18 protein-coding genes are annotated in these 23,309 nt (G+C 47.0%); 5 read left to right on the plus strand and 13 right to left on the minus strand.

Annotated features, from left to right (window positions below; translation table 11 throughout):
- Positions 1-7: 7 nt before the first annotated feature.
- Positions 8-718 (minus strand): lipoate--protein ligase family protein, encoded by a 711-nt coding sequence (locus T496_RS0104065; protein WP_027449609.1) that lies wholly within the window; start codon positions 716-718, stop codon positions 8-10.
- Between the two features lie 169 nt (positions 719-887).
- Here T496_RS0104065 and dxs point away from each other — a divergent pair, with 169 nt between their 5' ends.
- Genes dxs through T496_RS0104085 form a run of 4 tightly spaced genes read left to right on the plus strand, consistent with a single transcriptional unit; the run spans position 888 to position 6,555 of the window.
- Entirely contained in the window at positions 888-2,759 is a 1,872-nt protein-coding gene (dxs, locus tag T496_RS0104070; protein WP_027449610.1) for a 1-deoxy-D-xylulose-5-phosphate synthase, read from the plus strand.
- Complete coding sequence (gene trkA, locus T496_RS0104075; protein WP_027449611.1) at positions 2,756-4,114, plus strand: Trk system potassium transporter TrkA; 1,359 nt, start codon at positions 2,756-2,758, stop codon at positions 4,112-4,114. Before dxs ends, trkA begins: the two co-directional genes overlap by 4 nt.
- Positions 4,108-5,565 (plus strand): TrkH family potassium uptake protein, encoded by a 1,458-nt coding sequence (locus T496_RS0104080; protein ID WP_027449612.1) that lies wholly within the window; start codon positions 4,108-4,110, stop codon positions 5,563-5,565. The genes trkA and T496_RS0104080 overlap by 7 nt, the downstream gene beginning before the upstream one ends.
- A gap of 30 nt (positions 5,566-5,595) precedes the next feature.
- Entirely contained in the window at positions 5,596-6,555 is a 960-nt protein-coding gene (locus T496_RS0104085; protein WP_027449613.1) for a type I phosphomannose isomerase catalytic subunit, read from the plus strand.
- Here T496_RS0104085 and T496_RS0104090 read toward each other — a convergent pair.
- The 9 genes from T496_RS0104090 to T496_RS0104130 form a co-directional block, all read right to left on the minus strand.
- Positions 6,546-7,541: a DUF4435 domain-containing protein gene (locus T496_RS0104090; protein WP_027449614.1), complete on the minus strand. Its 996-nt coding sequence runs from the start codon at positions 7,539-7,541 to the stop codon at positions 6,546-6,548. The genes T496_RS0104085 and T496_RS0104090 overlap by 10 nt on opposite strands.
- A gap of 5 nt (positions 7,542-7,546) precedes the next feature.
- A complete protein-coding gene (locus tag T496_RS0104095; protein WP_027449615.1) occupies positions 7,547-8,365 on the minus strand; it encodes an AAA family ATPase in 819 nt (272 codons plus the stop codon).
- Positions 8,366-8,513: 148 nt separating this feature from the next.
- Positions 8,514-9,467 (minus strand): SPFH domain-containing protein, encoded by a 954-nt coding sequence (locus T496_RS0104100; RefSeq protein WP_027449616.1) that lies wholly within the window; start codon positions 9,465-9,467, stop codon positions 8,514-8,516.
- 36 nt (positions 9,468-9,503) lie between these two features.
- The gene (locus T496_RS0104105) at positions 9,504-9,950 is read right to left on the minus strand and encodes an NfeD family protein (RefSeq protein ID WP_027449617.1); all 447 of its coding nucleotides are present in this window, start codon (positions 9,948-9,950) and stop codon (positions 9,504-9,506) included.
- A gap of 40 nt (positions 9,951-9,990) precedes the next feature.
- Complete coding sequence (locus T496_RS0104110; RefSeq protein WP_027449618.1) at positions 9,991-10,653, minus strand: hypothetical protein; 663 nt, start codon at positions 10,651-10,653, stop codon at positions 9,991-9,993.
- A 106-nt stretch (positions 10,654-10,759) separates the two neighbouring features.
- On the minus strand, positions 10,760-12,265 hold the full coding sequence (locus T496_RS0104115) for a RagB/SusD family nutrient uptake outer membrane protein (protein ID WP_197018924.1): 1,506 nt from the start codon (positions 12,263-12,265) through the stop codon (positions 10,760-10,762).
- 12 nt (positions 12,266-12,277) lie between these two features.
- Complete coding sequence (locus tag T496_RS0104120; protein WP_081783535.1) at positions 12,278-13,261, minus strand: acyltransferase family protein; 984 nt, start codon at positions 13,259-13,261, stop codon at positions 12,278-12,280.
- A 382-nt stretch (positions 13,262-13,643) separates the two neighbouring features.
- The gene (locus T496_RS0104125; RefSeq protein WP_027449621.1) at positions 13,644-14,357 is read right to left on the minus strand and encodes a hypothetical protein; all 714 of its coding nucleotides are present in this window, start codon (positions 14,355-14,357) and stop codon (positions 13,644-13,646) included.
- Between the two features lie 120 nt (positions 14,358-14,477).
- Entirely contained in the window at positions 14,478-20,432 is a 5,955-nt protein-coding gene (locus T496_RS0104130; protein ID WP_197018925.1) for an FG-GAP-like repeat-containing protein, read from the minus strand.
- A gap of 59 nt (positions 20,433-20,491) precedes the next feature.
- On the opposite strand from T496_RS0104130, the gene T496_RS15290 reads away from it, so the two are divergent.
- Positions 20,492-20,623, plus strand: a complete 132-nt coding sequence (locus tag T496_RS15290) for a hypothetical protein (RefSeq protein ID WP_262499086.1) — start codon at positions 20,492-20,494, stop codon at positions 20,621-20,623.
- A 143-nt stretch (positions 20,624-20,766) separates the two neighbouring features.
- Here the strand turns inward: T496_RS15290 and T496_RS15100 are convergent, their stop codons facing one another.
- From T496_RS15100 to T496_RS14645, 3 genes are all read right to left on the minus strand, one after another.
- Positions 20,767-21,435, minus strand: a complete 669-nt coding sequence (locus T496_RS15100) for a T9SS type A sorting domain-containing protein (protein WP_231477995.1) — start codon at positions 21,433-21,435, stop codon at positions 20,767-20,769.
- A gap of 1,112 nt (positions 21,436-22,547) precedes the next feature.
- Complete coding sequence (locus tag T496_RS0104140; RefSeq protein ID WP_027449623.1) at positions 22,548-23,156, minus strand: FKBP-type peptidyl-prolyl cis-trans isomerase; 609 nt, start codon at positions 23,154-23,156, stop codon at positions 22,548-22,550.
- On the minus strand, positions 23,157-23,309 hold a 153-nt coding region (locus T496_RS14645; protein ID WP_155808640.1), incomplete at its 5' end, for a His/Gly/Thr/Pro-type tRNA ligase C-terminal domain-containing protein.

The following is a 23,309-nucleotide window of genomic DNA, read 5'->3' on the forward strand; positions in this document are numbered from 1 at the left end:
GTTATCATTAAAGTATTCGGTTGATAAACTCATCCCGCAGGTACCCCTCTTCTATTTGTTCTATTCTGCTGATATCTTCGAGCGAAAGGCAACTTTCCTCTGAGCAGAGCGTAGCTTTGATGAAGTCAAACAGCTCATTTGCCGTCAGCGACGTATAATCCTTCAGTAGCGTGATGCGTTGCCGCACGCTCGCGATGCCTTTCTTTTGCAACTTATCTGCACTGGGGGTAATGGCGTTGAGCATATGGTCCATGTTAGTGTCGTAGAGCAAAGTGGCATGAGCGATACAACGTCCGGGCAACTGATAGAAAGCGGTACCGCTCACCTTCCTGTCGCCAATCATCACGTCGTTGTGCTGCGTACTGGTGGCCTGGACGCCCAGTTTTCTGAGCACCAGCAAGATCATCTCCATAAAACGATGGTAGTTGAAAGGCACGTTGTCGCCCGAAGTAACGAACGACAGCATCAGATTATCGCGGTCGGCATACACGCAGCCGCCCCCACTCTTGCGTCTGTATATATGAATATGGTGTTTCCGACAGTAGTCCATATTCACCTCGTTTTGCATCACCTGATTACGACCGAAAATCACACTTGGCGCCACACGCCACATGAAGAACATATCATCGTCCTGGAAGTGGCGAGCCACATACTCTTCCATGGCCAGGTAGAACGACAATCGTCTTTCTTCATTGGTTGACAGTGAAATGTACTTCATACTTCAGTTTCAGGTTAGCTTTAACTGCCTGCAAATATAGAAAAATTAAACGAACCCGCCAAGAATATCCCTTACTTTTATTGTCACAGAGAGAAAAAAAAGTACCTTTCGTTTTGATATATGCCTGAATGTTTGTAACTTTGCAGCATAAAAGGATTACACTTAAATCGTGGAACAAAATAAACTTGAAATACTTAGCACAATAGACAATCCAAGTCAACTGCGTTCGCTCGGCACTGACAAATTGCAACAACTCTGTTCAGAGCTAAGACAAGATATTGTCAACGAGCTATCGGTGAACCCAGGACATTTGGCTTCCAGTTTGGGTGTTGTTGAGTTGACTGTAGCACTCCATTATGTGTTCAACACGCCCGAGGATCGTATTGTCTGGGACGTGGGCCATCAGGCATACGGACACAAAATCCTGACAGGTCGTCGCGATCAGTTCTCTACCAACCGCAAACTGGGTGGTATCAAGCCATTCCCCTCGCCCGAGGAGAGTGAATACGACTCGTTTATCTGTGGTCACGCTTCAAATTCTATCTCTGCAGCCCTTGGCATGGCTGTGGCTTCGCAAAACAGTCGTCACGTTGTGGCGGTGATTGGCGATGGTGCCATGAGTGGCGGTCTGGCTTTCGAAGGACTGAACAATGTGTCTTCGATTCCCAACGACCTGTTGATTATCCTCAATGACAACGACATGTCTATCGACCGTTCGGTGGGTGGCATGAAGGAGTACCTGTTGAGCCTCAGCACCAACGAGACTTATAATGCACTACGTTTCCGGGCAGCCCGTTGGCTGGCCAGCAACGGACTGCTTAGCGAAGCCCGCAAGCAAGGACTTATCCGCCTTTCGAATGCTGTGAAGAGCGTCATCTCTGAGCAGCAGAACATCTTCGAAGGCATGAACATCCGCTACTTTGGTCCTTTCGATGGTCATAACGTGAAAGAGCTGGTTCGCATCTTGCGCCAGCTGAAAGACATGAAGGGTCCAAAGCTGCTCCATCTTCACACCAAGAAAGGTCACGGCTATGCACCTGCCGAAAACTATAAGCCCGTGTGGCACGCGCCCGGCAAGTTCGATCCGGAAACTGGCGAACTGATCTGTGGCGACACCGAGAACATGCCGCCTAAGTTCCAGGATGTCTTTGGACATACACTGCTGGAGCTGGCAAAGCAGAACGATAAGATTATCGGTGTCACGCCAGCCATGCCCACAGGTTGTTCGATGAACATCGCCATGAAGGAACTGCCCGAACGCATGTTCGACGTAGGCATTGCCGAAGGCCACGCCGTCACGTTCTCTGCCGGTATGGCCAAAGAGGGCAAGGTACCCTTCTGCAACATCTATAGTGCGTTTGCACAGCGAGCCTACGACAACGTCATTCACGACGTAGCCATCCTGAAGTTGCCCGTCGTGCTCTGTCTTGACCGTGCCGGTCTGGTGGGAGAAGACGGTCCTACGCACCATGGTGCCTTCGATCTGGCCTTCCTTCGTCCCATCCCCAACCTCACCATCTGTTCGCCCATGAACGAGCACGAGTTGCGCAAGATGATGTACACGGCACAGTTGCCTGACAAAGGCCCCTTTGTCATCCGCTATCCACGCGGTCGCGGTGTCATCGTTGATTGGCGTTGCCCATTGGAAGAGATTCCCGTTGGCACAGGTCGCAAGCTGCGCGATGGTAGCGATGTGGCTGTGCTCACCATTGGTCCTATTGGTAATGATGTAGCACAGGTCATCGACACTATCAGCACTAAGTCTGTGGCCCACTACGACATGCGTTTCCTGAAGCCACTCGACGAGAACCTGCTTCACGAAGTGGGAAAGAAGTTCAAGCGCATCATCACCATCGAGGACGGTGTGCGCAACGGTGGACTTGGCAGTGCCGTGTTGGAATGGATGAGCGATCACGGTTATGCACCACAGATCACCCGCATGGGTCTTCCCGATGCTTTCGTAGAGCACGGCACCATCCAGCAGTTGCGAGAGATTGTGGGCATCGACAACGAAAGTATTAAGAAAGAGATATTAAAATGAAAGTAGTCATTGCTGGAGCAGGTGCTGTTGGCAAGCACCTTTCAAGATTACTCTCTACGGAGAATCACGACTGCGTACTCATTGACGATGATGAGGAACGCCTGGGAGGTATTGATTCCACCTATGACATCATGGCTATTTGTGCCTCACCAACCAGTATTCAGACACTGAAAGATGCTGGCACAGGCAGTGCCGACCTCTTTGTGGGCGTCACCCGCTACGAGAGTCGCAACATCAATGCTTGTATGCTGGCTCATGCCTTGGGTGCCAAGAAGACGGTGGCACGAATCGACAACTATGAATACCTGCTTCCACAAAACCAACCATTCTTCCGCGACCATGGTATTGACTCGCTGGTCTATCCCGAGGTGCTGGCTGCACGCGACATCATTACAGGTTTGAAGATGTCGTGGGTGCGTCAGCGATGGGATGTTCACGATGGTGCCTTGGTGATGCTTGGCATCAAGTTGCGCGAAGGTTGCGAGATCTTGAACCAGCCATTAAAGGACCTCTGCGGTCCTGACGACCCCTATCATATCGTTGCCATCAAGCGCGGCGACGAGACCATCATCCCTGGTGGTTTCGATGAGCTGCAGCTTTATGACCTGGCCTACTTCATGACCACACAGGATTATATCCCTTATATCCGAAAGATTGTAGGCAAAGAGCACTATGAAGATGTTCATAATGTCATCATCATGGGCGGCGGAAAGACTGCCGTCAGAGCCGCTTTGGCCATGCCCGACAATATGAACGTCAAGATTATCGAGAATTCTGCCGAACGTTGCGAGCGACTGAACACGCTGCTGAGCGAGTCAGACGCGATGGTCATCCACGGTGATGGTCGCGACCTTGGCCTTCTCAACGAAGAAGGCATCAAGCACACGCAGGCTTTTGTAGCGCTGACGGGCAATGCCGAGACCAACATTCTGGCCTGTCTGGCAGCTAAGAAGTTAGGCGTTCGCAAGACCGTGGCGATGGTTGAGAACCTGGATTACGTCTCCATGGCCGAGAGCCTGGACATCGGTACCATCATCAACAAGAAGACCGTAGCAGCCAGCCATATCTTCCAGATGATGCTGAAAGCAGATGTCAGAAACATGCGTTCACTGATGATGGTCGAAGCCGATGTTGCCGAGTTCATTGCGTCTGAGGGTTCTAAGGTGACCCGCCACGTGGTGAAAGATCTCGGTCTGCCCTTCGGTGTCACCATCGGTGGACTCGTCCGTGAGGGCAAAGGCATGTTGGTGAATGGTAACACGCAGATCATGGCTGGCGACACCGTCATGGTGTTCTGCCACGAACAGAAACTGAACAAAATAGAAAAGTACTTCAAGAACAACTCGATATGGTAAACTTCCGTATCATCAGCAAGATTATAGGCTCACTGCTGTTCATAGAGTCGCTGTTCATGTCGCTCTGTGCACTCATCTCGTTCTATTATCACGAGGACGACCTGATGGCATTTCTGCTCTCAATGCTGCTCACCTTTGCCAGCGGATTCATCTTTCTTTATTTTGGCAGCAATGCCGACAACAGCTTGAGCCGACGAGATGCCTATCTCGTTGTCACCGCTGCATGGGTTGTGTTCTCCATCTTTGGCATTTTTCCTTTCCTCATACATGGGTGCATTCCCAGTGTAACCGATGCGTTTTTCGAGTCCACATCGGGTTTCACCACTACTGGCGCTTCCATCTTAGATGATGTGGAAGTGCTGCCACATGCCATCTTATTCTGGCGCTCCCTGACGCAATGGATTGGCGGATTGGGAATCGTCTTCTTCACCATAGCCATTCTGCCGTCGCTGGTTGGCGGTAGCGTCAAGGTGTTTGCCGCCGAGGCTACTGGACCTATCAAGGCCAAGATGCACCCCCGACTGACCACGTCAGCCAAATGGATCTGGAGCATCTATCTCATTCTCACTTTCGGTTGCGGCCTGTCTTACTGGGCAGCCGGCATGAACTGGTTTGAGGCGCTGAACTACTCCATGACGACAACCGCTACGGGTGGATTTGCCATCCACAACGATAGTACGGAGTATTTCCACTCACCCACCATCGACTATATCTCCATCGCGTTCCAATTCCTGTCGGGTATCAACTTCACCCTGCTGTACATCAGCCTTATCAAGATGAAAGTGAAGGCCCTATTTACGAATTCCGAGTTCAAGCTATATATCAGTGTCGTGGTTGGTGCCACGCTATGGATCATGTATCTGCTTCTGACACGCATGGGCTATGACCTTGAACATGCTTTCCGCAGTGCCTTGTTCCAGGTGGTTTCGTTCATCACGACCACGGGTATGTTCAACGACGATGCAGGCGCATGGCCCCACATCACGTGGGTAATTCTAGGCGTCGTCATGTATCTGGGCGCCTGTGCCGGCAGCACTAGCGGAGGCTTTAAGTGCATCCGAGGTGTGATGCTGCTGAAGGTGATACGCAACAACTTCCGTCAGAGTCTGCACCCCAACGCCGTTCTTCCCGTTAAGGTCAACGGCACCAGCATTCCCCCGTCTAAGCTGGTGGCACTGTTTGCGTTCTTCACGCTCACCATACTCATGACGCTGGTCACCGCCACCATCATGATTGTGGCTGGCATCGACAATACCAACGCTATCACCATAGCGCTGAGTTGTGTCAGCAATGTCGGCCCTACGCTGGGCACGCAGATAGGTCCGGTAATGTCATGGTCTATCCTTCCAGACTACATCAAATGGATACTCTGTCCGCTGATGCTGATGGGCCGACTAGAGATTATGACCGTGCTGCTGCTCTTCACCAGAAGCTTTTGGAAAGAGAATTAATCATTAACAAAACTCAATAGTAAAGTAACAATGGATTTATTAAAATTTGAGCCCCTCTTGAAGCAAACACTTTGGGGAGGTGAAAAGATTACAGCTTTCAAACATCTTGATTCCGACCTTGAGAACGTTGGTGAAAGCTGGGAGATTTCAGGAGTAAAAGACAACGAGACCATCGTAGCCAATGGCACCGAGAAAGGCAAGAGCCTGAACCAGCTGGTGCGCGAGCAGAAAGGTGCACTGGTGGGACAGGAGAACTACGAGCGCTTTGGCGACGAATTCCCATTGCTCATCAAGTTCATCGATGCCCGTCAAGACCTCTCTATCCAGGTGCATCCCACCGACGAGATTGCACATCGTCAGGGCAAGTCTCGTGGTAAAACAGAGATGTGGGTAGCCCTCGAGTCAGATAAGGGTGCACAGCTCTACAACGGACTGAAGCAGCAGATCACCCCCGAGCAGTATAAAGAGATGGTAGAGAACGACACCATCACCGACGCCTTGGCCCGTTACGAGGTGAACGAAGGCGATGTGTTCTTCATCCCTGCAGGTCGCATCCATGCTATTGGTGCCGGCTGTTTTGTTGCCGAGATTCAGCAAACCAGCGATGTCACCTACCGCATCTACGACTTCAAGCGCAAGGACAAGAACGGCAACTACCGCGAGCTGCACACCAAAGAGGCTGCAGAGAGCATCGACTACACCGTGTTGCCCAACTACCGCACCGAGTATCAGCTGGAGAAGAACGTGCCCCAGCAGGTGGCACAGTGTCCCTACTTCACCACAGCTATCTACGACCTCACAGAACCCATGATGCTCGACTATAGCGAGCTCGACTCGTTTGTCATCCTCATCGGCCTGAAGGGCGAAGGCACACTGACTGCCGATGGTAAGAGCTACAGTCTGAATGCTGGCGAAACCGTGCTGATTCCTGCCACTGCAAAAGAAATAAAGGTAGAGGGAACCGTCAAGTTCCTGGAGACCTACGTCTGATTGAGAAAGCGATCCACGTTTTCCTGCAATTGCAGAAAACGCTCGCACTGCTGATAAGCGGTATTTTTCTTGAGCATCACCTTAATGTCCTGCAACGAGTTTTCGTAGCAGGACATTTCGTTTCTCTTCTGTGTCCTGTGAGCCTGTGCATGGTAAATCTCGTTCTGACGTTCCTGGCGGAGCAGGTTGCACACCTTACTGATGATGGGAGCCACCACGTTGTCAAACAGATGATGCCCCTGCATATAGAGATAGGTGGTCTGCGGCGTCACGCCTAGTTGCAACAGATCGTTCTTCACCTTCAGATAGGCCTCCTTGTTGTTTGGAAACTGTCGCTGCAGTTCACGCACTTTCTGGCGCACCTTGCGCTGCACATTGCCGATAGACTTTTCAGGATAACTGACGGCAAAGCCACCGGGATCCACCACGCGGTTGAACTCCGTGAGCGAGAACCTGGGATAATGTCCAGACCTGTAGGCCCACACCGACCACACGAACAAGGGGAAACAAGCTTCGCTATACTGACGGAAATAGTCGTTGAAGTCAAAGATGCGATGATCGTTCAGCGTCACCGCCACACACACATCGTGCAGCGAGGGGGCATAGCACTGGAAGTTCTCGATGGCATAGACGTAGGTATGAAAGACGTAGGGACTGTTCAGCACCCTGCGCGACTGCTCCGTGATGCCTTGCAACAGATAGTCGTAGTCGGCATCCACACAGGCAATCATGTCGGGCCCCACATGTTCGCCCACAAAATTCATCAGCACCGACTTCTTGCCACGTGTCAGGTTGACCTTCGACGGCAGCATCACCTCGAAGTAGCGCTTCTCGTTTTCAAACTTCGACAGCACCGTTCGCCAGAAATAGATATCATCATAGCTCTCCACGTAGGCCACAATCCTACGTCGAGCGTGCTTCGACGTCAGCGCATTGGCCGCCTCGAAGTACTGACTGCTGAGATTATCTTTCAGACGATAAGCCATAGCTATCAACGTTCACTTCCAACCGTAATATCGCTCACCTCGGTCACCTTGTCCATCCAGCCGTTCATCACCACTGCCGGACTATGGGTCGTCAGCAGTATCTGCACGTTGGGATTCAGTTCCACGATCAGGTCTATCAGTCGTTTCTGCCATTCCATGTGCAGGCTCACCTCGGGCTCGTCCATAAACAGCACGTAGGGTTTCTGGTCTTCCACCAGCACTGTCAGCAGGATGGCCAGCATCTGTTTCTCGCCGCTACTCAACTGATAGGGCACCAGTGTCTCGCCGATCTGCGAGAACCTGATCTCGTTTTCCGTACGGATGATCTTCTTGCCCGTCTCGGCAAACAGGTCGTCAACGATATCCTGAAAGCGCTTCTTGGCCTGCGACAGTTGTTGTGCGGCATCGGCATTGCCTTGCTGCAGTTCGGCGATAATACGATTGCCGATGTTCACTTGGTAATCCAGGAACTTACGCTGCAGATGATACAGTTGGAAATCGAGTGCCGACGTGATACGTGCGTCCACCAGGTTCATAGTCTCCATGTCCAGCACCGGACTGTCCAGCGACTTGATGATATCGAACCGCACATGCGTGGCATCGCTGGGTTCCACGTCGATATGCACCCCCTTCAACAGGTTGTTCACCACGTCGCCATTCGTATTCACGCTGCGAAACACCTTGTTCAGGATGGTGCTCTTTCCCACACCATTAATACCACTCAGCACGTTGACGTGCGGATCCAGTTCCCACACGATGTGCTTCTTGCCGCTCCACAGAGCGTCAATCTCGATACGTCGGATATAATCTGCAAATTTAGGCATAAGTTTCAGATTTCTATTTATGACGCAAATATACAACTTTTTTCTATTGTGCAAAAGAAAACCATCAAAAAGATGCCGCACAGGCGCTAAAAAAACAAGAAAAGGCACCACCTTGCGGCGATGCCTTTAGCTGATAGATGCACGATGTTTATTCGCTCTTGAACAGGTCTTTGATACCACCGATAGAGCCCATCAGATTGGTAGCCTCGTAAGGCAGATAAACCGTCTTGGTCTTGTCGCCAGTGGCCAGTTCCTGCAGCATCTGGATATACTTCTGAGCCAACAGGTAGTTGGCTGGATTGCTGCTCTTGCCCACGGCCTGCGTGATCAGTTCGATGGCTTGAGCCTCGGCCTCAGCCTTGCGGATGCGAGCCTGTGCCTCACCCTCGGCAGTCAGGATGGCCTGCTGCTTGGCAGCCTCAGCGCGGTTGATCATAGCTGTTTTCTCACCCTCTGATGCCAGGATCTCGGCAGCCTTCTCACCTTCAGAAGTCAGAATCTGTGCACGCTTGTTACGCTCGGCCTGCATCTGCTTCTCCATGGCAGTCAGCACAGATGATGGAGGCGTGATGTCCTGCAGCTCTACGCGGTTCACCTTGACGCCCCACTTATCGGTGGCATCGTCCAGCACCAGACGTAACTTGGTGTTGATAGTGTCACGCGAAGTCAGTGTCTCGTCCAGTTCCATCTCACCGATGATGTTACGCAGTGTGGTCTGCGTCAGCTTCTCGATAGCGTTAGGCAGGTTGTTGATTTCGTAGGCAGCCTTATAGGGATCCATGATTTGGAAATACAGCAGCGCATTGATTTCCATCTGGATATTATCCTTCGTAATCACGTTCTGTGAGGGGAAGTCATACACCTGTTCACGCAGATCGATGGTCGAAGAGTATGAATAGCGTCCATGATTCAGCACCACGATGGTCTTAGCACTGTCAATGAAGGGGATGATGAAGTTTACACCAGCTCCCAGTGTGTCGTAGTAACGACCCAGTCGCTCAATGATTTTGGTTTCTGACTGTGGAATAATGATCAATGCTTTCTTCACAATCAGGATGGCAACAAGGGCCAACGCAAGGAAAAAATAAAGCGTAATGTCCATAATGATTTAAGTTTTAGATATTAATATAGTGTTTAGTTATAATCTCTCTACGGTGATAATCGTGCTCTCGCGGCCCACCACCTTCACGCGGGTGTCAACGGGAATTTCCTCGTCGTCCGCCGTCACGGCTTTCCACAGGTCGCCATCGATGGCCACATAGCCAAAGCCGTTGCCACGGATTGTCTCGGTGACGCGACCCTGACGACCCATCAACGCATCAGCATTGCTCACGCGATGCTTGTCGTGTCTGTGCAGATAGCGCAGCACGAAGGGGCGCACCTGAAACAGACTGAACAGCGTGACTAGGCCAAACACGGCCAACTGCACATAGATATTTGCAAACGGAGCCACGATGGCAGCGCCCGCCGCACCGATGGCGATACACATCAGGAAGAAGTCGCCCGATGTCAGTTCCAGTATCAGGCCTACAACTGTTAGTACAGCCCATAATTGCCACATATTGGCCAAGAGATAATCGATCATAGCTTTCAATTTTTAATGATGGTTATACCTTATTTATATATTATAGCGACAGCAGGAAGTCGTCCCAGTCTTTGGCCGACCCTTTCTTGCCGAACACTTTCTGATACATCCTGCTGCGACTGGTAGATACGCTCTCTTTCGAATGCGAGGTCAGCAGCGCGATGTCTTTGGGCAGGATGTGTACCTTCACCAGCAGACACACGTGATAGTCGTATGATGACATCTTGTAGAGGCTGTACAGCTTTTCCGAGAAGCCCGTATATACACCGTCTACCAGCATGGCCAACTGTCTCCAGTCCTGTTCGCCCATTGTTTTACCTTCGGCTACCAGGCGCTGTATCTTCAGATAGATGGTCGAACCAAAGATGTCGCCTTCTGCATGCTCGCGCTTCTCGCTCTCGATGCGTGCCATCGTGTTGACGTAGTCGAGCTTGGCCTTCTTCTCTTCCAGCTCCAGGCGCAGCATGGTGTTCTCCGATCCCAACTTCGATATCAGCTTTTCCAGCTCCTCTATCTTCTGTCGGTTGGCCTCCACATCGGCCACCTCCTGCATGGCGCGCACCTTGTCAAGTCGCTCTTGCAGCATCAGCACCTTGCGGCGGCTGTTCTGCCACGTCACCACAAACAGGGCTACGTAGGTCACTGCACCTATTATTACCAGGAACAGTTCGCGCTGTGGAAGTATGGTCAACATCTGATTCATGTCGCAAAGGTACATGAAAAATGCGAACTATCCAAACATTTTAGTTTGCAATAGTTCGCATTTTTATTGGCTGTTTGCAAAAATTTGCAACTTATTTACTAAAGTCTTAATATCCAGGATTTTGCGTCATTTGTGGATTTCTTTGTAATTCACTGATAGGAATAGGGAAAAGCAATTGGTATTCCTCGATGTTCAGCATGGTTTGTGCCAATCCCGTGCGTTTCAAGAACGCGAAGTAGCCAGCAAAGTCTGTCTGGATTTTACTTCTTATCTCGGCAATAGCCGCGATAGTTTCCGTCGATGTGGATGCGATGTTCTTCGTTGTGGCAACCTGACTCACATACGTCTTAGCCTGCTGATCGTTGCCCAGTTTGGTCTCACACTCAGCCAACGACAAGAGCACATCGCTATAGGATTGCAGAATATACAAATCATCATTATAGTATGAGACGCCTATCTCCTGAGAGGCCCTTGCTCTGGTTGACACGGGCGTAGGCAAACTCCATATTGCTTCCGAGCAGTCTGGTTCCAAATTGTTGACTCTATCCACTAGCGCATAGCGTCCACCATTCACAATGGCAGTCAGCAACTCTTTTGCCTGCGCATAGCGTCCCTGATACATATAGATGTCGGCTAGGACGACACGAGCCACATCCTTCGATGGGAATGCCAGTTTGTCGGCACTGTCCACATAGCCCGTCACCCGTTCGTCCATATCGCTGACCACCTGAGTTAACTGCTCTTCAAGTTTACTAAAGATTTCTGATGGAGCCATTCTTGTCATGCGGCCATAGTTGTCTGCGTCAATCACGGTGTAATAAGGCACAGCCCCAAACAGCGTCACTAAATTGTAATAGGTCTTAGCATTCAGCACCACACACATGGGAAACAACGGCACTACGTTATTCTGAATCAGCGGACTATTGCGAGCTATCACCTGCCATTGGGCATTCCACAGTTCGTTGACAACATAGTTGTTTGAAGACAAGGGAGCCTCAACATTGGCAGCATGCCAAAGTCCCGTATAGCTCACGTCGGCTGCCCTATAGTAAGCATGACTTGACGCTACGCATGTACTAATAGCCGACAGGTAGTTCTTGCCAACATCACTGAGTAACGAAGCTGTAGGGTCACCATCCTGAGAAACGGGTATGGAGAAAGCTTCCGTACCTTCGTCGTCATATAGAAAAACCTTTCTGGTACCAACCGTCCTGCTTGTGGCAGGGTTTACCTTGATGGTCAGCAAGCCTTCTTCGTAGGTGCGCGTCAGATTCACAGATGAATGATTGAAGAAGCGATTATAGATATTATCAATCTCTATATTGCTGGCTCCTCCACTCTCCGTTGACAGAGGAACACTACTTGTGATATGAACTTGATACGTACCACCCTCTTTCGGCGCATGAATGGAATCCACATCAGCCTTAACAGGATCTGACGGGTCATAAGGTTGCGAAGCAGTAAATAGCACCTCTTTGACGTCTTTTGTTTTCACCGTATAAGTTGACCCGTCGTTCAACTTAATGTGCATCTTATACGTCTTGTTCTGGGCCATCACTGGCTGTCCTGCCAGCAGCAGTCCAGCGAACAAAGAAAAGAATCTTGTCTTCATATGCCTCATGAATTATTTTACTTGTTTTCTGTTGCCGATAATAAAAGGAAGATAGCGGGATATCACATAGTTGATAGGTATGAATGCCAATAATGTGACGACGCTACACATCATCGTTGCCGCATCCTCGAGCAAGGGAGACCACTCTTGCTGACGAATCAGCTTCAGCAAGGGATGATTGATGTCCTGATGATAGGCCAGGATGACCACCGTGCCAATGGACAACAGCCCCAAGGCCGAGCCTCTGTAGCTGTTGAGCATATCGGAGATGACGCGAATAGCCAGGATGCCAATGATGCCACCCAACAGAAACAAGAAGATATTCTCGCCGTAGCCTGCCTCGTACATGCGTACCCTGCCATTGAGAAGGCTGACACCATAGAGCGATATCATCAATAAGAGAGTAAGCATACCTTTGAGCCAGACGGATTTTTTCTGAAGAGCGTCTGTCAGCTTCGTGTCCCACTGCAAACACTTGTATTCGTAGCCAAGCAAGAACCACGGCAACGACAGGAACGTATTTGCAACAGCCCACGACATACCATCAGGGTAATAGCTCTGGCACACCATACCCACCACCAAGGATACCACAAAAAGCACATACCTCGAATTGCGCGAATACCTCGTAAATTGCGTTATCACCTTGATGATGATCAGCGTATAAACGAACCATAGTTTTCCGCAGCCCATCACGTCGTGAAGCGTATGGAATCCGGTCATGATGGCGAGCAACGACCAAGGGGCATCCTCGCTGAAAAGATGGGGAGCGGCTTTCAGTACACTCAATATCAGATAGGGCACCAGCAATCTTTGAAATATCTTTATCCAGAATACGCCTTTATCTGGTTCATATCTTGACAAATAGCCCGAGATAAAGAAAAATAGCGGTACACTGAAAGCATATAGGAAATCAGAGAAAAGCACAGGAAAGCAATGTCCCCAAATAATGGTGAACATGCCAATAACTTTCATCCAGTCAATCCAGTTTTTTATCATATCGTTGTGCTGTTAGATGACCATGAGTTCTTATTGTCCTTGCAAAGATAATCATTTTCATTGAAACCGACACATTTATTGCCTATGTCGCCCTTCATTTCCAATTATATTATTTAAAAACCGTATTATCTATCCTCGACTTTAACGACTTTCCAAATACCCATCGAAGAAGGTCTTCAAGTCTGCTACAAATCTACAAAATCTTGCACAAAATACCAAATAATTCTTTGTTTTCCGTGCAAAAATTAATAGTTATTATTATACTTATTCATCCGAACATCCTGACTCTTGCGAGTCAATAGCAGCGCCAAACCAAAAGAATAGCTGCACTATTCGGTGTGAATAGCGCCGCCAAACGATACGAAATCAGGCTCCATGATGATTATGTATTCCATAAAGGCTCTAACTTATCGACCATGTCTAAGAAGGATTTGCATATTTTATTTAAAGGTACTCCTGGATTCCTATAATCCCAATGTACTTCTTGGTCGTATATTGAAAATTGCATCTCATAGCTTCTCTGTTCCACAAACCAGAAAAAATCTTTCTTCTCTCCATAAAGAAGTAAAGCGATACAAGCGTTCATGTCATCACTACTCCGGTAAAGGCGTCCCCTCTTCTTGATTTCCCCTACAATTGATGATACCGTGCAGAACTTATCTAACAAAGGTATTGCATATCTATCTATATGTTCTAATATGGAATCCACGACCCCATTATCATATGACTCACTTGAATCCTCAGTAACGAGCCATTCCAAATAAGTACTCGGGTTCATCAATTCACCAATGTTACTATTAAAAAGTGCTGTTAGGGATATTGGTACATCCAATTCTTTAGCAGTCTCTAACACTTTCGGAAGTTCAATGGATGCTCTGACATCATAATATTTTGCGTGGGCACGTCCTTGGGTGCTATGACCAAATATGATTGACTGAGTGATGTCTTCATTGATCTTTCTAACGAAAAAATTCATGTTTTTTCGTTTAAATCCACGAGTTGCCAGATGGTCTATAATTCTCTGGTTATATGATATGTACTTTTTCTTCTCCTTTTTCTTTTCTTCTTTTGGTTTAAACAAACTCATGATGTTCATTGTTTATAGTTTTTAATAATTAAACATTTAAGTGAATACTTGAATGTCTTTGTTTAATAGCAAAGATACACTTTTTTCTTAAAACGAACAATTATTTATCCAAAAACTATTATCATACCATTATTTGTAATGTATATAATTGAAAACATAACTGCCTGTATAGGGTATCCTTACTGATAATCCGATTCTTGCCGCATTCGCTCCATGGGGAGTAAACGAAGCACCGTGCAGCAATTTGGGTATAACAATTCGTTGGTTGTGTGTAGGACCCGCATATTTTCCATTTTTCACCTCAAATAATTGTAAAACCTTATTCTTGTCATAGCCCATAAAATCGACACGCGTTCTAACTCCTTCAACTTCTATTGTCACCTCTCTTTGGATACGTTCCCCTCCTTGAGCTTTAAATTCTGCTATTGCTCTGTCTACGCCCTGACAACCTTTCTCGTACGGACTTAAATTACTAACGCCATTCCATGGATTGATTTTCGACGCGTAGCAAGTTGTTACTGTTGAGGTCACTCCAATAACACTACCTATGGCAACACTCTCCCAAATTCCGTACGTGGAATTATCAAAAGCTGTTATTAAGTTGTCTCCACCTAAAACTCCATACGCTGTTCCACCCGCTACATGTCCCATTGCGGATGAGAGAGAAGATGTTACTGCAGAACGTACAACTGGGCTGTGAAGTTCGATGCCATTCACTACCATTGAAGATTTGGATGCCCAATATCCGGTAGCACCACTTGCTGCACCTGCAACACCTCCAGAAAGAGCCCCTTTACCGACAAGTTCCCAGTCCACGCTGCCCATTCCTGAGAAATTCTCCCCGGTCTGTGCAATTATGCTGTTTGTTGCAGACGTTGCTGCTCCGCAGACTGCAGACGTTGCTATTATTGAGCCCAACGATCCGCCTCCAGTAAAAAGCACTGATGCTCCAGCAGCAGCTCCAACGCTAAAAGCGGCAAGGCATTGCAGAAAACCGTCGCAATTATTCCAATTAGCAGCTAAATTTACGCCTCCACCTACTAAGCCAGCAACAACAGCCGCCACAAGTAATGGATTCTCACCATCGGGGTCTGTATAACTCAATGGGTTGTTCAAACAATAAGAGTACCTGTTGTAGCACTGACTGTTTGAGGGATCCAGAACATAACTATCCGGACTAACGAAACGACCCAGGGCTGGGTCGTAAAGACGGCCATTCATGTTAATGATGCCGAACTCCGTCAGGTGTTCGTGTCCGCAATAGCCTCTTCCAAGAAAAAGCCTTGGTTCTTGTTCTATCGGATAGACATCTCCTGTTGACGGGTCTCGCAGGCGTCCCCATACGTCATAGCTGTATTCATAGAGCAGGTTGCCGCTCTGATCTGCAATATGAGTTATACTCCCCAAGTGGTCGCGGCCGATACAGAAAACGTCCTTTTCATTTCCTTTTACGATGCAAACAGCGGGTGCGGAATAGGCATCACCACCAAGATAGAGAATATAGCGAGTGGTATCATCAAGATTCTCTTCCTCATACAGGCTACCCACATAATAGCGAGTCGGCATATCGGCACTGCCTGACTTCATGGCGACACGATTGCCGTCAGAGTCATACGTAAAGAAGGCCTGTATGCCATTGTCATAGATTGTATCGGGATTCTCGAATGAATTGTAGGATATTCTTTGTTCTGCACTGCTCAGCAACGACGGATTATAGCCAGCGGAGATGCCTGTCACAGCAAATGGCTTGTCGGCATTGCCATAGATAAAATCAGCTCCGATATCACTCTTACGGATGATATTGCCATAGTTGTCGTAGGTGACAGAGTCTGTATTATAGGTAATCAACCGGTCTATGTCATCATAGCCGAAGGATTCCAGTTTGTTTCTTTTGTTGTCCTTGCGCCAAGACAGATTACCAGTAGTAATGTCCGTATGATAGGCATTATCCATCAGCACGTTGTTTCCGGACTGCATTCTGAGTCCTTCCAGCCTGCCAAGACTATCGTATGTATAGGAACGAGTCAACCCAAAAGTTTTGTCTTCGGACAGCATGCCCATTGTATTCTCACCTTGAAACTGCCATACCACGTGACCATCAAAGGTTACCTTATACAAATGTCCATTGGTATAGGTGTATCTCTCCGTGCCAAGAGTCAAGGATTGATTGGAATACTTTATTGATTCTACATTTCCCTGGCAATAAGTGAACTTCTGTTGTAAGAATCTGTCATCGGGAAGAAACGTCTTAATGCTCTTTATACGTCCAAGCACATCGTAAGTAAACTGTTTGCCGCTTCCATTATCAGACTGTACGGACGACAGGCGGTTCAGGCCGTCATAGTCATACGTAGTCGTCATCTCGGGCCTTATTTTTCTCTTGACCCGTCCATAGTCATCGTATGTGATATTGACCACCCTGCCGTCTGCATCAATCTCGGATGCCAGCAGACCTGAGTCATTGTATGTATACGAATGGAAGCCAGAGCTCGGATCGTTTATGGAAGTCTGTCGTCCATAGTCGTCATAGCCAAAAGTGGTTTCCTGATTCTGTACCAGTATTCTTTCTGGCTGTCCATCAGGACGGAGGAAATACTCTATGTCGCCAGTAGAATCGCTGACTTTAGTAAGCTCACCCCTGAAATTGACGGTTTTTGTAACACTCCTTCCTGCAGATGTTGTCGTGACGTTTCTGCCATCATAGGCATAGCGAACATTTTTTCCTGAGGCATATGTTTCCTCCTCTATGCGCCCGAATTTGTCATAGGTATAAACGTCCCAATACGCAGGAGATTGTCCCGTATATGGAAGGGATTTCTCAGACAATTGTCCTTTCGAATTATATCTGCTATCGACTTTTTGCTCACTTCCGTCATACCTGACGCTACACAACCGCAACTCACGATTAAATGCATCATACCATTTCATCAGGGTTGGCTTGCCTGTTTCAGAAATAGTTTCTACAAATTTCGCATTTGAGGGAGTATCTGCCCATTGCCAGGATGTCACTATGGAAACAGTGTCACTTCCTTGCTCCTTGTTCCTTCTGCCCATTGAATCGTATGAATACACGTAATTGTTTCCACCTGGAAAGTATGCGGTTCTCAAACGTCCATACGAGTCATAGGTGAACAGTGAGGACAAAGACAATGGATTGGTCTTCGTCTTTACGTCAGAATGGTCCTCCTTATATTCATACTTAGTCACCAATTGGGTGGGAGACGTATATGGCTTTAGTCTATACTCACTGATATTTCCATAGTTGTCATATTTGAATATCTCCTCTTGTAACTGTTTGGTTCCGTCACCTGTATATTTTAATATCCTTGACGGCAATCCGGCATATGTGTATTGGATGGAATCCTTTGAAACCCAACACGCATTTCCAGCTTCATTGTATAAGGTCTTTTTAATAGAACTCGGTTGACCAATCAACCATCTGCCTGCAGTCTTGTTCTCATAGATAATCTCATCAGTCTCAGACAGCTTTCCATTATAAGACGTATTAGTCCTTATGGGGTTCCCATAGCTGTCCCTAGTAAACTCCTTCCGGATGAATATACCAGTCAGACTGTCCACTGACCATTGTGACAGGATCAGTGGAACATAAAGTCTAGGATGATTAAAATCATATTCCACACATCTTAGATTAGTCCCCTCATCTGATATGGTCTCGCCATCAAGCGTTGCACAAATCCTCCTACCTAAGTGAAGATGAAACGTATACATTGAAAGGGAGAAACGCGAGGAAATGACAGTTCCTGAGGCTTGGTCAGTTGTAGTAAGTCCCAAGAATCCTAAGAACCCTTTGCCTATTGTATGGACGAGAGGACTGTCATATTTGTAAGACGTGCTATATGAAGTATCGTCATCTGTAAGCGTTATTCTGGAGACTAAGTTGACAGGTCTGGACAGCCTTGTTATTGGAGCGTAATACAGATAGTCCTCACTCGTGCAGACAGAAGAGTCGGTGCTAAGGGCATATTCAAACAGTGTTTTCTTTCCTATACCGTCTGTAATATCAGAAACCAAATTCCGCTGGCTATTGGGGAACTTGAGAATCACCGCAGCCGAATCCCCGCGAAAAAAACCGAAATCACTTAAGCCATCGCCGTCGAAATCGGAAACATCATACAGATCCTCTATATTATTATATTGGTAGTTCTCAAAATCCTCTGGAGTAATTTTCTCTGAATCATGTTCCGACCAGACAAAGCTAGTTCCTTTGCTAATTCCTATTGTGAATCTTTCTTTTCCACCTACAGGGTGCTTGTACATGATGTCACACCGACCATCATTATTGAAATCACCGACCCTTACAGGCGCATCAATAGTCATCGTAGAAACAGGAACAAATGTGGTCCCCGTGGAATGATACAACGTTGCATTATACACAGAGCCGCTCTTAACCTGAGAAATGATGTCCATATAGCCATCGCCATTAAAATCGCCCAATGCAACAATCTGTGTACTATTGATGTCGGAGTTCCGAAAAGACGTTCTTTCCTGAATCACAATATCCTGCAACTCATAGACTCTAAGCATGTCTTTGCCAATGACGATTACATCTTCCTTTCCGTTACCATTGACATCGCAGAACAACTTGGTGCTTGGAATAATACTCTTTTTTGAGAAATAGTCATTCCAATTGATTGTCTCTGCAGTTCCAATAACATTGCCAAGTTGATTGTATATTTTCTTATTATATCCGTTCAGTAGCTCTTTTAGTCCATCGCCATTGAAGTCACCAAAGAAGATTCTGCCTGTGACAATCTGAATCGATCCGGGGGAAACCAACTTCCCCGCCTCCATCTCATAAATGGTATTATTCGTATAGTCACCCCCGGCAAACATAACCATGATGTTACATAGTCCGTTTCCATTTATGTCCACCAAACATACATCCCGGAAATACGGACCTAGTTGTATGCTGTCAGCTCTTTCAAAATGTACATTTTCTCCATTACCTTTAGCTAAATATACATATATATAATCTGTCGTCTGGTACTCATTGTGAAGAGTGTTCTTTATAGCCAAAGATATAAAATCGGTCTTTCCATCACCATTAAAATCTCCATAATGTACTCGTTGGCCATTTTTATTTTGACTGAAAGGAGCCACAAACTCGGATTCTAAAGAGGATGAGCCATAGTTTATGTGGGTGGAGTTATAGTGAGAACCGTCTGTACCATAAAAAGTAATGTCCGACAACCTCGAATAGAAGTCATCTTCATTGGCATAGCCAAACTTATATTCGTTAATCCTTTTGCCGTTATAGTAAGTCGACAAGGTTTTTAATTGTCGTGTGAGAAGGATTCTCTTTCCGGCATAATAGAGTGTTTGCGTGTTAGGCCGTGACTGATAGACAAATTGAACGGATCTTTGTAAATCATATTGTATATCTTTAAGGCAGTATTCGTTATTTGTCCTGTCTATGTAATAGTTGTAAGTAATGGAGCGCCCTCTACTATCTGTTGCCTTATTAAGCAACCATAGCCACTCCGAGCCACTGTCACCCAGACTGGAATTCTCTGCATAGCCATACTCCCTAGAACTTCCATCTTTCAAGTATAGTATAAAGCCCTTGCGAAGATTCCTAATCCCAAATACAACCTTTGCAGTAGGGTCGTCCTCCAACTGGTACTCAGCACCAGAGGACAGATTTCCACCGGAAACGAGAATCAGCCGTTTCCCGTCCAGCATTATATTGTCATCCTGCTGCATGTGGACTTCTTCCGCCTTGTCATCATAGTAAATAGATTTTCCACATCTGCTTATCACTGATGTTCCCGCAAGATTCCACCCTAGCCCAAGTAGCCCTTCTCCTGCCTGGCTGTTATATACTATCTGCAGATTGGGCGCATAACTGTATTCACCTTGGGGAATGGCAATGGGTATCTGATAGGTTGCTGCACCGCTCAAAGACACTTCAGCAACACCCTCAATAGTGCCCACTGGCAGGCTTCTGTCTATTACAGGGGCCAAGTTCCTGGCCTGAACTGGCAGAAACAAAGTGGAATCATTCGATGCTATAGAGGATATATAACCGCAAAAGGACATAATTGCGGCAACGATGATTTTCATACTACTCTTCATCTTCAGTCCTCCTAGCTGTTCTATTGCCTGATTGGTCATACACATATATGACAGAGACCCTGGACTGCCTTTTTATGTCCAGTCGTCCTCCGATCTTCACCTCAAACGGTCCTTTTATCGTAACTCTAGACAATGGTTTCAAGGTGAGACTGCCAGTGCTTGAAACAACGATGCCTTGAACGGGACGGGTATATACCGTTATAGTCTGTTGAGTACTTATTGTGTCTGGAACTATCTGTTTAGAATACACGGATTTGAAACAGAATAGTTCCATTAACATGGTAATAACAAATAACTTCATAATAACTTTATCCCTTTCTCCTTACTTCGACAGAATCATTCGTTTGGTGTCAATCTCCTGTCCGTTCACGACGAGGGAGTACAGGTAGATGCCTGCCGCGAGTTCGTAGCCGTTGATGGTGACGGAGTCCATCGAGGAGTCAATGGCTATCTGCTTCTGCATCTTGCCGTTCATGTCAAAGATGTAGATATAGGCATTTCTTGTGTTATCTGGCAAGGTGAAGCGAATCTTCGTCTGCGAGCTGAAGGGATTGGGGGTGTTCTGCTGTAAAGAAGCAGAGGTCACAGTCTTTTCTTCGTCTATGTCCGAGGCACTGCGGGCGAACTGCACACCATAGTCTTTCTGCTGGCTCAACTTGTTAATGCGTTCATTCAGCTCGCCTATGCTTTGTACCAACAACGGAATCAGCTCCATATAGTTGATAACCTTTGTTCCGTCTTCTTGTTCATAGACAAGATCTGGGAACAAACTTTCTAGTTGTTCGGCATCGAGGGCATAATGTTTCTTCGATAATTTCTGTATCTCCAAATAATCGATAGGCTCTTCCTCTAAAGAATCATTACTAAAGTCATCTTTCCACTTTTGATTCGCCTTCAGCCTTGATTTATACGAGGACGACGGATAGGTATAAGACGTAGCATCTAAAGAAGTCAGTAGGTCTGCAGTCGCCCCCTTGAGGCTATTAGACATAAGACTACTTTTCATCGTAGAAGTTGATGCCGAGGAACTCAACAGAACGCCGTCAATAGTGCCAGTTACCTTTAGACTTCCTAATATATATACATCACCACGAAAAACTCCTGCGTAAGGCTTATTTAAATTGGAAGGTAATGCAATGTGTGAAATACAAGAGCCAAATATTCCAGCTCCTGAGCCTGAACCACTAACAGATCCTATAACACCGGCATGTTTGGCACCTCCTGAGCCTTTTCCATGTATTCCATATATCAACGCATCTCCACTTTGTGAATAAGCAGAAACATCAAGTCCTGACGTTTGTGCTCCCGTAGAAGAGTTCACATAGATTTTCGCACCATTTGAGACATTGCTGGCTTCGATATACAATCCTTTCTTCTGTCCCTGGTATGCCATGAAATAGTCTTGGTTGCCACCATAGTTTAAGGACAATGGGGATAATGGAGTTTCCTCAGAATTGATGGAGATATTTCCATTCTCATAGATTCTGAACTGTGCTTTCGTGGAAATTGCTACAACAAGTAACAATACAAAAAGAGGTAGTCTTTTCATTTTAATTTTTAAAGTTTAGATTGATGTGATGTTAATTAATTGCACGCAAAGATAATCAATTTTATTGAAACAGATATAATGATTGACCAACTCAATCATCATTTTATATAAAATAGTGGTAAACAGTGCTTTCAGGAAGCAAAAAAAACAAATCATGCAATCTAAAAGAGCCAGTATAACAGCGCGACATTGGCACTTTTCAGATGCAAAACAGCTACTATTAGAATGCAATAGTGGCAGTTTTATGTCGATTCTAAAGTCTAGAACACCCATTTCTAGAGTCTAGAAAGGATCATTCTAGAGTCTAGATTAGCCATTTCTAGACTCTAGAATTGAGTCGTCTAGGGGCTAGATGCAAACCAAAAGTTAAACTATTACAGCACGAAAGCGCAACTATCACCGAATGATACTGTAAGTATGGCTTGGTAAAAGCAAAGGTATTGAGGGCCTATTCTATATATTAATATGGTGTAAAGGGGTATAACGAAAACGCCCCGTCACTCAAACAAATGACGGAGCGTTATGCTGTAAAGATGAATCTTTGTTTTTATCTTTTAGTTCCAGACCGGCATTGCCTGACCAGCAGGACTGAAGTCGATGAGTATGAGGTCGAACACCAAGACGCTATAGCCGGGGATTCCCGTGGTGCCATATTCACCATAGCCCAATGAATAAGGAACATAGATGCGCCAATAGTCGCCGCGATGCATGTGCTGCAGCGCTGTAGCAAAGCCATCGGTGAGACCCGACACGAGGAACTTGGTCGTGGAACCCGTGACAGGCGTGAACTTACCATAGACGGTTCCCGTGTTGAACACGTAGCCTTCGCTATAAGATGCTGAAGGAATGAGGCGTCCCTGATACATCACACGCACTGAGTCAGTGTAGAACGGACTGGTGGTCTCGCCACTCTCCATGCCAGAAGGCATCACGTGCGCATAGATATAATCGGTGGAAGCCGTCAGCGTGTCTTCACGCAGAGACCAGCTTTTCAGTTTCTTCCACTCGCCGGGCTTAGCTGTCAGCGAGTCTTCCAACGAGGCAAAGAACACAGCATTGCGCGCTTGCCAGTTGTCATATTCATCGACCTCGCCATCGGTCTCACTGCATGAGGCAAAGCTCAGCAGTGAGAGACAGGCAAAGATAAAATATTTCAGTTTCATTTATTGAAGTTTCTTAAGCAGACTTGCAATGCTAACCTTGTCCTCGATGATAGAAGCCAGGTCGCTGATCTTCACACGCTCCTGCTCCATGGTGTCGCGGAAACGCAGGGTGACGCAGCCATCGTTCAGGGTGTCGTGGTCAACAGTGACGCA

This window comes from Xylanibacter brevis P6B11, assembly GCF_000621825.1.
Taxonomy (GTDB): Bacteria; Bacteroidota; Bacteroidia; order Bacteroidales; family Bacteroidaceae; genus Prevotella; species Prevotella brevis.

Excerpts from the sequence above, each read along its gene's own strand:
- T496_RS0104065 (WP_027449609.1), bottom strand. The coding sequence starts at position 718 with ATGAAGTACATTTCACTGTCAACCAATGAAGAAAGACGATTGTCGTTC.
- trkA (WP_027449611.1), top strand. The coding sequence starts at position 2,756 with ATGAAAGTAGTCATTGCTGGAGCAGGTGCTGTTGGCAAGCACCTTTCA.
- T496_RS0104080 (WP_027449612.1), top strand. The coding sequence starts at position 4,108 with ATGGTAAACTTCCGTATCATCAGCAAGATTATAGGCTCACTGCTGTTC.
- T496_RS0104085 (WP_027449613.1), top strand. The coding sequence starts at position 5,596 with ATGGATTTATTAAAATTTGAGCCCCTCTTGAAGCAAACACTTTGGGGA.
- T496_RS0104090 (WP_027449614.1), bottom strand. The coding sequence starts at position 7,541 with ATGGCTTATCGTCTGAAAGATAATCTCAGCAGTCAGTACTTCGAGGCG.
- T496_RS0104095 (WP_027449615.1), bottom strand. The coding sequence starts at position 8,365 with ATGCCTAAATTTGCAGATTATATCCGACGTATCGAGATTGACGCTCTG.
- T496_RS0104100 (WP_027449616.1), bottom strand. The coding sequence starts at position 9,467 with ATGGACATTACGCTTTATTTTTTCCTTGCGTTGGCCCTTGTTGCCATC.
- T496_RS0104105 (WP_027449617.1), bottom strand. The coding sequence starts at position 9,950 with ATGATCGATTATCTCTTGGCCAATATGTGGCAATTATGGGCTGTACTA.
- T496_RS0104110 (WP_027449618.1), bottom strand. The coding sequence starts at position 10,653 with ATGAATCAGATGTTGACCATACTTCCACAGCGCGAACTGTTCCTGGTA.
- T496_RS0104115 (WP_197018924.1), bottom strand. The coding sequence starts at position 12,265 with ATGAAGACAAGATTCTTTTCTTTGTTCGCTGGACTGCTGCTGGCAGGA.
- T496_RS0104120 (WP_081783535.1), bottom strand. The coding sequence starts at position 13,261 with ATGATAAAAAACTGGATTGACTGGATGAAAGTTATTGGCATGTTCACC.
- T496_RS0104125 (WP_027449621.1), bottom strand. The coding sequence starts at position 14,357 with ATGAACATCATGAGTTTGTTTAAACCAAAAGAAGAAAAGAAAAAGGAG.
- T496_RS0104130 (WP_197018925.1), bottom strand. The coding sequence starts at position 20,432 with ATGAAAATCATCGTTGCCGCAATTATGTCCTTTTGCGGTTATATATCC.
- T496_RS15290 (WP_262499086.1), top strand. The coding sequence starts at position 20,492 with ATGACAGAGACCCTGGACTGCCTTTTTATGTCCAGTCGTCCTCCGATC.
- T496_RS15100 (WP_231477995.1), bottom strand. The coding sequence starts at position 21,435 with ATGTCTAATAGCCTCAAGGGGGCGACTGCAGACCTACTGACTTCTTTA.
- T496_RS0104140 (WP_027449623.1), bottom strand. The coding sequence starts at position 23,156 with ATGAAACTGAAATATTTTATCTTTGCCTGTCTCTCACTGCTGAGCTTT.